At 67.6% G+C, this 12395-nt stretch carries 8 protein-coding genes; 2 read left to right on the top strand and 6 right to left on the bottom strand.

Annotated elements, in window-relative coordinates; genetic code table 11:
* Nucleotides 1–92: 92 nt before the first annotated feature.
* Genes AAW00_RS12335 through AAW00_RS12345 form a run of 3 tightly spaced genes read right to left on the bottom strand, consistent with a single transcriptional unit; the run spans nucleotide 93 to nucleotide 3213 of the window.
* Nucleotides 93–1166 (bottom strand): mechanosensitive ion channel family protein, encoded by a 1074-nt coding sequence (locus tag AAW00_RS12335; RefSeq protein WP_047004741.1) that lies wholly within the window; start codon nucleotides 1164–1166, stop codon nucleotides 93–95.
* Nucleotides 1163–2377, bottom strand: a complete 1215-nt coding sequence (gene metC / locus AAW00_RS12340) for a cystathionine beta-lyase (protein ID WP_047004742.1) — start codon at nucleotides 2375–2377, stop codon at nucleotides 1163–1165. Before metC ends, AAW00_RS12335 begins: the two co-directional genes overlap by 4 nt.
* Complete coding sequence (locus AAW00_RS12345) at nucleotides 2374–3213, bottom strand: sulfurtransferase (protein WP_047004743.1); 840 nt, start codon at nucleotides 3211–3213, stop codon at nucleotides 2374–2376. The genes metC and AAW00_RS12345 overlap by 4 nt, the downstream gene beginning before the upstream one ends.
* Nucleotides 3214–3311: 98 nt before the next feature.
* On the opposite strand from AAW00_RS12345, the gene queF reads away from it, so the two are divergent.
* Nucleotides 3312–3779 carry a preQ(1) synthase gene (gene queF, locus AAW00_RS12350; RefSeq protein WP_047004744.1) on the top strand — a complete coding sequence of 156 codons (468 nt, stop codon included), beginning with the start codon at nucleotides 3312–3314 and terminating at the stop codon, nucleotides 3777–3779.
* A 69-nt stretch (nucleotides 3780–3848) separates the two neighbouring features.
* On the top strand, nucleotides 3849–5162 hold the full coding sequence (locus tag AAW00_RS12355; protein WP_047004745.1) for a UDP-glucose dehydrogenase family protein: 1314 nt from the start codon (nucleotides 3849–3851) through the stop codon (nucleotides 5160–5162).
* A 1032-nt stretch (nucleotides 5163–6194) separates the two neighbouring features.
* Here AAW00_RS12355 and AAW00_RS12360 read toward each other — a convergent pair.
* The 3 genes from AAW00_RS12360 to AAW00_RS12370 are packed head-to-tail and all read right to left on the bottom strand — an operon-like array spanning nucleotide 6195 to nucleotide 12214.
* A complete protein-coding gene (locus AAW00_RS12360; RefSeq protein ID WP_047004746.1) occupies nucleotides 6195–7631 on the bottom strand; it encodes an efflux transporter outer membrane subunit in 1437 nt (478 codons plus the stop codon).
* An 11-nt stretch (nucleotides 7632–7642) separates the two neighbouring features.
* Nucleotides 7643–10828, bottom strand: a complete 3186-nt coding sequence (locus AAW00_RS12365) for an efflux RND transporter permease subunit (RefSeq protein ID WP_047004747.1) — start codon at nucleotides 10826–10828, stop codon at nucleotides 7643–7645.
* A gap of 51 nt (nucleotides 10829–10879) precedes the next feature.
* On the bottom strand, nucleotides 10880–12214 hold the full coding sequence (locus tag AAW00_RS12370; RefSeq protein WP_082125068.1) for an efflux RND transporter periplasmic adaptor subunit: 1335 nt from the start codon (nucleotides 12212–12214) through the stop codon (nucleotides 10880–10882).
* Nucleotides 12215–12395 lie beyond the last annotated feature (181 nt).

Genomic DNA, 12395 nt, shown 5'->3' on the forward strand with positions numbered 1-12395 from the left:
ATGGCGAGATGGACCGCAGCCCCATTGCTCGCCAGCGAGAATGGCTAGGGCCGGGCCTAGGCCAGCTTTAGCGGGATTCGTCGCGACCCCTATCAACGCCCGCTTTCGACTCTCTGTGCGATGGCCGCCACCAGTTGCTGGAACTGCGCATTGTCGCGCAGGTTGATGTCGCGCTGGGGGTAGGGAATTTCGATGCCGTTCTCCGCCAGCAGGTCCCACAATCGCATAAGCACGTCGGACCGCACGTTGCCCACGCCCATCTCCGGGTCGCTGATCCAGCAATGGATGGTGTAGTTGACGCTCGATTCGCCGTATTCGGTCAGCCACACGCTCGGCGCAGGGTTCTCCAGCGTGCGCGGGCACGAGATGGCGGCCTCCAGCATCAGTTTTTGCGCCAGCTTCTGGTCGCACGCATAACCGATCCCGACGGGGACCTGGATGCGGACGTTCTTCGACGAATAGGACCAGTTTTCGACCTGGTTGATCATCAGGTTTTCGTTGGGGATCAGGTATTCGCGCTCGTCGCGCGTGGTGATCGAGACGGCGCGGATGCCGATACGGCGGATCTGGCCGAAGGTCTCGTTACCCGCCTGGTCGGCGATGGCGATGACATCGCCGGGTTTGATGGACTTGTCCATCAGCAGGATGATCCCGGCGATGAGATTGCCGAAGGTCTTTTGCAGGCCGAAGCCGATGGCGAGGCCGAAGGCGCCCGAGAACACGGCGAGCGCGGTCAGGTCGATGCCCAGCAGGTCGATCCCGATCATCAACGCCAGCGCCCAGATGCCGACGGTCAGCAATTTTTCCACGAGCAGCCGCTGCGAGACATCGAGCTTGGTGGCGCGGCGCACGCCGGTCTTCACGAGCGACGTGGTGATGCGGGCGAACAGGTAGACGCCGACGATCACCATGACCACGACGAGCAGGGTCCACAGCGAAAAGCGGTGATCGGCGATCGTGAAGCCGATGCCGTCGAGCCAGTCGGTCAGTTCCGCTATGCCGGGGCTGGAGCTGTCCACCGCCTCGCGCAGGGCGTCGGCCCCCGCGACGCCATCACCGGCCGGAGCGTCTGCGCCGGGGCCGACGCCGCGCACGACTGGCACGGGGTCCAGTCCCTCGGAAGGGGCGCTTGCGCTGGGCAATGGCGGGTCGGCGGTGGCGGTCATGCAGTTCCCATCGCGGCGAACCCGCGTGTCAGGTCGCGGATGAGGTCGCCTGCATCTTCTAGCCCGATGGCGAGGCGCAGGCCAAGCCCGCTACCCTCGTCGATGCCCTCGGGCCAGGCGCGGTGATCGCGGATGCGTGCCGGGTCGACGGGGATGGCGAGGCTCTCGAACCCGCCCCAGCTGTAGCCGATGCCGAACAGCTCGAGCGCGTCGACCAGCCGGGCACGCGCCGCCACGTCGGCATCGGCGAGCACGAAGGTAAACAGCCCGCAGCCGCCGGTGAAGTCGCGCCGCCACAGGTCGTGGCCGGGCGCGCCGGGGAGAATCGGGCAGAGCACGGCGGATACCTCGGGCCGGGTTTCGAGCCATTGGGCCACTTCCAGCGCGGTGGCAGCGGTGCGTTCCAGCCGCAGGCCCATCGTCCTGAGCCCGCGCAGGGCAAGCGCGGCATCGTCGGGCGAGACGACCTGGCCCATGTATTGCGCGGTGAGGCGTATGCGCTCCAGCATCGGCCCCCCGGCGGCGGCGCTGCCCATCATCAGGTCGGAATGGCCGCCGACGTGCTTGGTGATGCTCATCACCGATACGTCGCAGCCGCGCTCCAGCGCGGGGAAGCCGAGCGGCGAGGCCCAGGTGTTGTCGATCACCGATAGCGCGCCGCCGGCGCGGGCGATGGCGGCGAGCGCGGGCACGTCGCAGACCTCCATCGTCAGGCTGCCGGGGTTCTCCAGCATGACGACCCTGGTCGCGCCGGTCATCGCTGCCTCGAGCGTCTCGGGCCGCATCGGGTCGAAGGTGCGCGCCGTCACGCCCATGCGCCGCAGCATCCCGAAGGCGATGTTGCGCGTGGGCTCGTAGGCATTGTCGGTCAGCAGCAGTTCGTCGCCGGGCTCCAGCAGCGCGAGCAGCGTGGAGGCGATGGCGGCGACACCGCTGGGGAACAGCTCGGTGCCCTCGGCGCCGGGTTCCAGCGCTGTCAGCGCCTCTGCCAGCGCCCACTGTGTCGGTCCGCCGCGCCTGCCGTAGTAGAAGTGGCCGTCCGCATTGGGGCGGCCCTTCGCGAGATCGGCCATGTCCTCGTAGAGATGCGTGCTGCCGCGCCAGACGGGCGGGTTCACAGTGCCGCCGGGCTGGCCGCCCACGCTGGTCCACGCCTTGCGCCGTCCGGCCTCGACCAGCCGCGTCGCCGGGCGGTGCTCTTCGTCGCTCATGCCGCGGGCCCGGTGGCGACCGGCATTTCCGGGTCCGCGCCCCAATCGCTCCAGCTGCCGTCGTAGAGCGCGGCGTCCTTGCCGATGAGGTGGAGGGCAAACAGGAGGACGGAGGCCGTCACCCCGCTGCCGCAGGTGGTCACGACAGGGCGGCCCAGATCGATGCCGGATGCTTCGAATGCGGCGCGGATGCCGGCCGCGTCCTTGAAAGTGCCGTCTTCTTCCAGCACCTCGCCGAAGGGCAGGTTGCGCGAGCCGGGGATGTGGCCGGTGGGCATGTTCGGGCGGATGTCGGGCTCTTCGCCGCGAAAGCGCGGGCCGTCGCGCGCGTCGACGACCTGCTCGGCCTTGCTGTCGATGTTGGCGCGCATCTCTGCCTTGGTGCGCAGCTCGCCGTATCCGCCCGCGCTGCAAAGGGTGCCGGGCTGCGCTTCGGCCAGGCCGGTCTCGAGGGGTCGGCCCTCGGCGCGCCACTTCTGCAAGCCGCCATCGAGCACCGCCGCATCCACTCCGAACATTCGCAGCAGCACCCAGGCCCGCGCCGCGGTGCGCATGGCGCTGTCGTCGTAGAGGACGATCCGCTCCCGCCCCGTCACGCCCAGCGCCTGCATCCGCGCATCGAACTGGGCGCGGGTGGGCGGGGCGGCGGGGACGGGATCGTCGGGGTTCGTCAGCGTCTTGAGGTCGAGGAACCGCGCGCCGGGAATGTGGCCGGCGGCAAATTCGCCCAGCGCATCGCGCCCGGCCGTCGGCAGGTGCGTCGAGGCATCGAGCACGAGCAGGTCGGGCGCGCCGAGCGCTTCTGCGAGCCACCGGGTGGAGACGAGGCTGTCCATCGCCCATCGCCTAGCGCGCAGGCTGCCTCGCGTAAATGCCGCGCCGGGTGCCCGCATGACGCTTGCGGCGCGCGGGGCTTCGCGCCATCAGGCAGGCCATGACCGACGCCCCCGCTCCGCCCGCCCCGCTCCATCTCGGCCAGACCAGCGCGCTGCCTGCCTCGCCGGAGGAGGCCGTGCTCGACTACGTGCCCAATCCGCGATCGGGCAGCCTCTATCTCGTGCGCTTCGCAGTGCCCGAGTTCACCAGCCTGTGCCCGGTCACCGGCCAGCCCGATTTCGCCCACCTCGTCATCGACTACGCGCCGGGCGAGACGATCGTCGAGAGCAAGAGCCTCAAGCTGTTCCTCGGGTCTTTCCGCAATCACTGCGGCTTCCACGAGGACGTGACCGTGGGCATCGGCCAGCGCCTGTTCGCCGAGATGGCGCCGCGGTGGCTGCGCATCGGCGGCTACTGGTATCCGCGCGGCGGCATTCCCATCGACGTGTTCTGGCAGAGCGGCGCCTCGCCCGAAGGCTTGTGGGTGCCCGACCAGGGCGTAGCTTCCTACCGCGGGCGCGGCTGACCGGGGGCGACTTGCACGCCCGCGCCCCAGCCTCTAGGGCGCGCGAGACTTCCTGAGGGGACTGAATTCATGCGTATCGTGATGATCGGAACGGGTTATGTCGGGCTCGTGTCCGGCGCGTGCTTCTCCGATTTCGGCCACACCGTGACCTGCGTCGACAAGGACAAGGCGAAGATCGATGCGCTGCTGAACGGCGAGATCCCGATCTTCGAGCCTGGGCTGGACGGGCTGGTGGCGAACAACGTCGCCGCCGGGCGGCTGAATTTCACGCTCGACCTCGCCGAGGCGCTGCCCGAGGCGGACGCGGTGTTCATCGCGGTCGGCACCCCCACGCGCCGGGGCGACGGGCACGCCGACCTCACCTACGTCTATGCCGCCGCCGAGGAGATGGCCCCGCTGCTACGCGACGGCGCGGTGGTGGTCGACAAGTCGACCGTGCCCGTGGGCACAGGCGACGAAGTGGAAAAGATCATCGCCAGGACCGCGCCGGACCTTGAGTTCTCCGTCGCCAGCAATCCCGAATTCCTGCGCGAAGGCGCCGCCATCGACGATTTCGCCCGGCCCGACCGGATCGTGGTTGGCGTGAACGACGACCACGCGAAAGCGGTGATGGAGGCGATCTACCGCCCGCTTACCAGCAATGGCGCGCCGCTGATCGTGATGAGCCGCCGCGCCGCCGAGCTGACCAAGTACGCCGCCAACGCCTTCCTCGCGACGAAGATCAGCTTCATCAACGAGATGGCCGACCTGTGCGAAAAGGTGGGCGCGGACGTGCGCGACGTGGCCCACGGCATCGGCACCGACAGCCGCATCGGCAGCCGCTTCCTGATGCCCGGGCCGGGCTACGGCGGGTCGTGCTTCCCCAAGGACACGCTGGCCCTGCTCAAGACCGCCGAGCAGTACGGCGCGAGCGCTTCCATCGTCGACGCGGTGGTGGAATCGAACGACCGGCGCAAGGCCGCGATGGGCGACAAGGTGATCGATGCGCTGGGCGGCAATGCACAGGGCAAGACCGTCGCCGTGCTCGGCCTGACGTTCAAGGCTGACACCGACGACATGCGCGATTCCCCCGCCATCGACATCGTGCGCGCCCTGACCGCTAAGGGCGTGAAAGTGCGCGCCTACGATCCCGAGGGCATGGAGCAGGCGCAGCAGCACGAGGGGCTGGGCGCGGGCGACATCGCCTATTGCGACAGCGCCTACGAGGCCATGGAAGGGGCGGACGCGATGGTGATCGTCACCGAGTGGAAGCCGTTCCGCGCGCTAGACCTCGACCGGGCCAAGGATCTGCTCGCCGCACCGGTGCTGGTGGACCTGAGGAATCTCTACAGCCGCAAGGACGTCGAGGACCGGGGGATCACCTACGTCGCCGTGGGGAGGTAGTTCGCATTTCGCTCACGCCTCCGCGTGAGCGTCCTCGCTAGACGCACTCCGCTTTGCTGCGTGCCCGCTGCGGGCGGCCGTTCGGCCTTGCGGTCGGCTCGTCGCCGACCGGGCTGCGACCGAATGCATAATCCGGCAAGTCGGCTCGCGAAGCGGGCCGCAAGCGCGAACGCGCGCCCGCAGCCTTCCTTAAGCGAGGTTATGCCGACCGCAGAGATCCAGACGATCAAAATCAGGGGAGGGGCGGCACCGCCCGTGCGTGAGGTCATTATAGTATAGTAGGGGTCAACAAATGGTTGAATACAAGGGCGCAGCTTTCTTTGACCAGCATCTGCCAGATGGTTGTGGCGACGAACAGCGCGCTTTTACCCCAATTGCACCAATATATTGTGCGGAAGAACTTCGAAGAGGTAGAACAGATTTACCGAGCGGCCGCTTATTCTATCAAATTTCAGTTTATTCCGCTGAAGGTAAGTCGTCTCTAACATCGCTCGCAAATCCCGGGGTCTAGATCTTCGCATGACTAAGCAGTATCTGGATCTCTCGTATTTAACCGATGGTACGACAGCCCATCGCGGGTTGCGTGCTTTGAAGCTTATAAATAGATAGTCGTTGGGCGTTCCAGCCAAGCTAGCCGTGTAGCTCGAATATCGGCCGTGAGTTCATGTCGCGTTGGCCAATCAAAGCGAGAGTATCCCATTGCATTTGCGCCCGGCCCATTTAGCCGAAGAGCTAACGCTCAGAACGTCGCGGCTAGTCCGCCCCTCGCGGACAATCTGTTTTCGCATACTGACCGTAAAGAACCCCACATGAGCTTACCTGATCTGATTAAAGAGTAGATGGGCGAGGGCTCAGCAAAGAATGCGCTCGCATTGTTTGCTGAGCATATGGTTACGCCTCGCCAAACGTAGTCGCATCAGGTGAAAGCGGCTATCAACAGGACAAAGGCCGTTAAGACGAAGCCCAGACCTGCCGACCATAAGGCATCCTTTTGATCGGTCCACCAAGGGCGCGCTTTTCGTTGAGGCGCGGTCATCGGGCCGCCCCCGCCGCTGCCTGCGACCACCCACCCCCCAGCGCGCGAAACAACGTAATTTGCCGCTTCGAGACAAGCGCGTCCTGATCGGCCAGCGCCGCCTGCGCTTCCGCCAAGGTTCGTTCCGCGTCGAGCGTCTGCAAGGAGTCTACCAATCCCTCGCGGTTCTGCGCGCGTGTGATGCGCGCAGCCCTCGCAGCGGCTTCCTGCGCGGATACGAGCGACTGGCGTTGCTCGAGCGCGCGTGCGTAATCGGAAAGGGCAGTTTCCGTCTCCTGCAACGCCGTCAGCACCGTGCCGTCGAAGGCGGCAAGCGAGGCATCGGCATCGGCACCAGCCGCGTCGATGCGGGCGCGCACGGGCTCGCGGTTGGGCAAGGCCCAGTCGACCAGCGGTCCGAGCAGGAAGCCGAGCGGCCCGCCGGAGAACAGGTTGCCGAGGCTGGAGGCAGTCGAGCCGACCGAACCGCCGAGCGTGATACGCGGATAGAGATCGGCATGAGCCACGCCGATGCGCGCGTTATCGGCCAGCAGGCGTTGTTCCGCCGCGCGCACGTCAGGCCGGCGGGCGAGGAGTTGCGCACCGTCGCCAACCGGGATCGGGGCGGCGATCTCCAGCGGCAGCGCGCGCTCGCCGGCGATGGGCGGAAGCTGCGAAGGTGCGCGCCCCGTCAGCGTCGCCAGCGCGAAGAGCGCAGCTGTCCGCTCGGCCTCGATCGCCGGAATGGTCGCGGCGCGTTGCTGGCGCAGGGCCTCGATCCGCGCAACGGCGAGCCCGTCGGTCAGGCCTGCCTCGTGCCGGCGGCGAGTGAGGCGCAGACTGTCGTCGAGCAGGGCCACGATGGAGCGCGCCGTGGCGATACGCGCGGCGGCACTGGCGGCGCTGGCATAGGCCTGCGTGGTATCCGCGATGGCAATCACGCGCACCGCGTCCGCATCGGCCTGCGCGGCGGCGAGGTCGCCCTGCGTCGCCGCGATGGAGCCGGAGACGCGGCCGAACAGGTCAAGCTCGTAGGACAGGTCCGCGCCGAGGCCGAAGCTGGCGCCGGTTCGGTCCGCGCCCGGCGGCGTCTGGTCGACGGGGGTGCGGCCATAGCCTGCCGATGCGCTCAGCCCGCCCTGCGGCATGCGATCGGCTCTCGCACCTCTCAAGACGGCGCGCGCACGGGCGATGCGAGCGACTGACTGGCGGACGTCGGTGTTGGCAACGGCGGCATCGGCAACGAGCGCATCGAGCACTGGATCGTCGTAGAGTCGCCACCAGTCAGCCGGCAGCGGCGATGGGGTGACGACGCCTTGCTCGGCGGCGACGAACGCGCCGTGCGTGGCGGTGACGGGGACAGTCGTGGCGACTTCCTCATCCGCGGGCGTCGTTGCGCAGGCGGCAAGCGCGAGCGCGGAAACGGCGGCGAGAGCGGTGTGGCGAAGGGTCATGGACTTGCTCCTCATTCGGCCGGCACGGCGGCGAGATCGGGTCGGGCAGCGGGGCGGCCCCGCCACGCGGCGATGCGGTCACCCAGCGCGCGGCTGACGACGTAGAAGGTGGGGGTGAAGACGAGGCCGAAACCGGTGACGCCGAGCATTCCGAAGCAGACCGCCGTGCCGAGCGCCTGCCGCAGCTCCGCGCCGGCGCCGGTCGCGATGACCAGAGGCACCGAGCCGAGGATGAAGGCGAAGCTTGTCATCAGGATCGGACGCAGGCGAGTGCGGGCGGCTTCCACCGCGGCCTCGGCAGCGGTCAGCCCATGATCCCGCTCCCCTTGGCGGGCGAACTCGACGATCAGGATGGCGTTCTTGGCCGACAGGGCGATGAGAACGATCAGCCCGATCTGCGTCAGCACGTTGTTGTCCATACCGCGCAGGTTCACGCCGACCATCGCTGCGAGCAGGCACATCGGCACGATCAGGATGATCGCCAGCGGCATGATCAGGCTCTCGTACTGTGCTGCCAGCACCAGGAAGACGAGCAGTACCGCAAGGCCGAAGACGTAGACCGCCGTGTCGCCGGTAGTGGCCTGCTGGTAGGCGATGCCGGTCCACTCGGTTGAATAGCCGCGCGGCAGGGTTTCCGCCGCGACCTTTTCCATCGTGGTTAGCGACTGGCCGGTCGAGCTGCCGGGCGCGGTATCGCCGTCGATGGCGACCGCCGGCTGCAGATTGTAGCGCGAGACGCGGTAGGGGCCGGTGGTGTCGGTGAACGAGGCGACGGAACCCAGCGGCACCATGGCCCCGGTGTTCGAGCGCGCATAGAGACCGGCGATGTCGGTCACGTCGTCGCGGTAGGGCGCATCGGCCTGGGCGGTGACGCGGTAGGTGCGCCCGAGGAGGTTGAAGTCGTTGACGAAAGCGCTCCCGAGATAGACCGAAAGCGTGTCGAACACGTCCGAGGGAGCGAGGCCCAGCATCTGCGCCTTGTCGCGGTCGATGTCGGTCCTGATGCGCGGCGTGCCGGTGTCAAAGAAGGTGTAGACCCCGGCCAGGCCTTGCTGCGTGTTGGCCTGCCCGATCACCTGGTAGGCGACGTCCTGCAGCGCGCGGTAGCCGTTGCCCGAACTGTCCTGCAGCATCATGCGGAAACCGCCGGCAGAGCCGATGCCCTGAATGACGGGCGGCTTGACGATCATGAGGCGCGCCACGTCGATGTCGGCGGTGGCCGCCTGCGCCTCTGCGATCAGGGTATCGATATCGAGGCCTGCCGCCTGCCGGCTCTCGAAATCGTCGAGCACCCAGTAGGCGGCCGCCGAACTGGCGGACTGCGTCTGAGTGGTGCCGTCGAAGCCGGACAGCATGACCGTGCCCTTGATGCCCTCGATGGGCAGAACGCGGTCCGCCACCTGCTTCATTACCGCATCGGTGCGCGTGGTGGCGCTGCCGGGCGGCAGCTGGATCACGCTGACGAAATAGCCCTGGTCCTGCTGCGGCACGAAGCCGGTGGGGGTGGAGGCGAGCGTCAGACCGGTGAGGCCGATCAGCATGGCATAGGCCAGCATCATGCGGCGCGGCATGGCCACGAGGCGCGCGGTCCAGCCGGCATACCAGTTGCCGAAGCGGTCGAAGGCAGTGTTGAACCGCTCGCCGGCATTCTCGATCGCGTGGCGCCAGCGCGGGGCGTCGGCGGGCAGGCGCTCGTGCGGCTTGAGCAGCATCGCAGACAAAGCGGGCGACAGCGTGAGGCTGACGATCAGCGAGATGACCGTGGCGGCCGAAATGGTCACCGCGAACTGCTTGTAGAACTCGCCCGACAGGCCGTTCATGAACAGCGTGGGGACGAACACCGCGCACAGCACCAGAACGATGGCGATCAGCGCCTCGCCCACTTCGTCCATGGATCGGCGTGCGGCCTCGAGCGGACTGAAACCGGCGGCCAGGTTACGCTCCACGTTCTCGACCACGACGATGGCGTCGTCGACGACGATGCCGATGGCGAGCACCAGCCCGAACAATGAGAGGTTGTTGAGCGAGTAACCGGCCATCGCCAGCACCGCGAACGTGCCTACGAGCGAAATGGGGATCGCCAGCACCGGAATGATCGACGCGCGCGCCTTTTGCAGGAACACGATGATGACGAGGACCACCAGCACCACCGCCTCGAGCAGGGTGTGCAGCACGGCATCGATGGACTGCGAGATGAACTCGGTGGGGTTGTAGACGATGCGATATTCCAGCCCGCCCGGAAAATCCGACGACAACTCGTCCATCGTCGCCTTCACTCGTTCGGCAGCGTCCAGCGCGTTGGAACCGGGCTTCTGGAACACCGGCAGGATGACGGAATCGGCATCGTCGAGATAGGCGCTGGTGGCGTAGTCCGCCGCGCCGATCTCGACCCGGGCGACGTCGTTCACGCGGACCTGGCGGCCCATCTCGTCGGTGCGAATGACAACCTGGCCGAATTGCGCCGGGTCGGTAAAACGGCCCTGCGTCTCGACGTTGAGCTGGAAGGCGGCATCGGGGCTCGGCTGCTGGCCCAGTGTGCCGGCGGCGACCTGCACGTTCTGCGCCCGCAGCGCCCGCACGACGTCGCTGCCGGTCAGGCCCAGGGCGGCGGCGCGGCCGGGATCGATCCACACGCGCATGGCGAGCTCACGCTGGCCGAACAGCTGCACGTCGCCCACACCCTCCAGGCGGGCGAGGCGATCCTTGATACGCGTCTGGGCGTAATTGGACATGTACTCGCGGTCGAGCGAACCGTCGGGCGAGACGAGGTTCACCACCATCAGGAAGTCGGGCGTGGTCTTGCGGGTGACGATGCCGAGCCGCTGGACCTCCTCTGGCAGGCGCGCCTCGGCGATGGCGACGCGGTTCTGCACCAGCACCTGCGCCTCGTCGAGATCGGTGCCAGGCGCGAAGGTGACCGTGATCGTCATGCGCCCGTCGCCGGTCGATTCACTCGACTGATAGAGCATGCCGTCGACGCCGTTGATCTCCTGCTCGATCGGATTGGCGACGGTGTCGGCCACGGTTTCCGCCGAGGCGCCGGGATAGACCGCGTTCACCGTCACAGTCGGCGGCACGATGTCGGGGTACTGGCTGACCGGCAGGAAGAAGTAGGCGATGGCGCCCACCAGCGTAATCAGCACGGCGATGACCGCGGCAAAGATCGGGCGGTCGATGAAGAAGCGGGACAGGCGCATCGGGCACACTCCGGGCGTCGTTCGCAAACGCGCCGTTGAAATTGCAGGACTTTAGTTGGTGAGCGTGGCGGAGGCCGCGCGGGAAACGGGCTTGGCCGGGCTGGCCGCGTCGTCAGGCCGGACGGCGCCAGGCGTGATGCGGCCGGCCTCGGCGCGGACCTGCTGGCCGGGAACGGCCATCTGCAAGCCGGTGATGATGACCCGGTCGCTGACGCGAAGGCCGCTTTCGATGACCCGCAGCCCATTGACCTGCGGCCCCAGTTCCACCGTGCGGGCGGCGACGGTGCCGTCATCGCCCACGACCAGCACCTGCTTGCGGGTCTGGTCGGTCACGATAGCCGTGTCGGGCACAAGCAGGGCGGCGCGTGTGCCGCCGGTCGCGAGACGCATCCTTCCGAACAGGCCCGGGGCCAGTAGGCCACCCTCGTTGGCGACCACTGCGCGGGCGCGAATGGTGCCGGACGCCGCGTCGAGCCCGTTGTCGGTAAAATCGAGCGTGCCGTGCCAGCGATAGTCGGGCTCGTCCGCCAAACGGATTTCAACGGCCGTGCCGCGCGAGAACCCTTCGCGCTGGGCCTTGAGGTAGAGCGCTTCCGATCCGGTGAACTCGAAATAGACGGGATCGACCGCGTTGATCGTGGTGAGCAGCGTGGCCGCGGCACCGCCACCCGAGACGAGGTTGCCGGCGTCGATCCGGCGGTCCGAAATGCGGCCCGAGATCGGCGCGCGGACCGTGGTGAAGCCAACATCGATGGTGCGGGACGCCACGGCGGCGCGCGCGGCCTGCAAGGCGGCCTGACCGGCGCGGACCTCGGCGCGCAGGCGATCGATCTCGGTGGCGGCGACGGCGTCTTCGGCCACCAGTCGCTCGGCACGTGCGAGGTTGGCCTGCGACAGCGCGAGCGCGCTCGAGGCCCCCGCCTCTTGGGCCTGCGCCTCGGCAAGGGCGGCGCGGAAAGTGCGGGCATCGATGGTGAAGAGCGGAGCGCCCCTGCGGACGTACTGGCCATCGGTGAAATGGACGCGCACGATCTGGCCGGAAACCTGTGGCCGGACCTCGACGGTATTGGTCGCGCTGAAGCGGCCGACGAATTCGTCCCACTCGGTGATCTGCCGCTCGAGCGGCTGAGCGACTGTGACGGTCGCCACGGGCGGCGCAGCCGGGGCCGGGCTGCCGCCGCTCATCCACCAGGCCGCGACCGCAATCGCGGCGAGTAGGGCAGCTACGAACCAGCCACGGCGCGACTTGCGCTCATCTGCAACGACCTCGCTCTCCGCAGGCGCGCGAGGTGCCTCGACCCATTCGATGCCATCGTCATGCTGGACCCACCCGTCGCGGGTTACCCCGGCCTGGTCTTCGTAAGCGTCAAAAGGTGTGTCGAACATGATGCCATCCCCGTGCCGTGCAGGCGTGCGTCTTCGTTTCCGGAAGCGATGCTTGCCGGATCTGTCTGGTCACGGTGTCTGTGATGAGTCCTTGCGAACACCCGCCACGCGAGACGGCACCAGCCGGCTCGACCGCGATATGTACCGCTAAGTATGTAATCTGGCGTTCAGGTCAAGCGCT

It is taken from the genome of Aurantiacibacter luteus (assembly GCF_001010945.1).
Taxonomy (GTDB): Bacteria; Pseudomonadota; Alphaproteobacteria; order Sphingomonadales; family Sphingomonadaceae; genus Alteraurantiacibacter; species Alteraurantiacibacter luteus.

Coding starts and splice junctions, on each gene's coding strand:
- AAW00_RS12335 (WP_047004741.1), bottom strand. CDS start 1,166: ATGACCGCCACCGCCGACCCGCCATTGCCCAGCGCAAGCGCCCCTTCC.
- metC (WP_047004742.1), bottom strand. CDS start 2,377: ATGAGCGACGAAGAGCACCGCCCGGCGACGCGGCTGGTCGAGGCCGGA.
- AAW00_RS12345 (WP_047004743.1), bottom strand. CDS start 3,213: ATGGACAGCCTCGTCTCCACCCGGTGGCTCGCAGAAGCGCTCGGCGCG.
- queF (WP_047004744.1), top strand. CDS start 3,312: ATGACCGACGCCCCCGCTCCGCCCGCCCCGCTCCATCTCGGCCAGACC.
- AAW00_RS12355 (WP_047004745.1), top strand. CDS start 3,849: ATGCGTATCGTGATGATCGGAACGGGTTATGTCGGGCTCGTGTCCGGC.
- AAW00_RS12360 (WP_047004746.1), bottom strand. CDS start 7,631: ATGACCCTTCGCCACACCGCTCTCGCCGCCGTTTCCGCGCTCGCGCTT.
- AAW00_RS12365 (WP_047004747.1), bottom strand. CDS start 10,828: ATGCGCCTGTCCCGCTTCTTCATCGACCGCCCGATCTTTGCCGCGGTC.
- AAW00_RS12370 (WP_082125068.1), bottom strand. CDS start 12,214: ATGTTCGACACACCTTTTGACGCTTACGAAGACCAGGCCGGGGTAACC.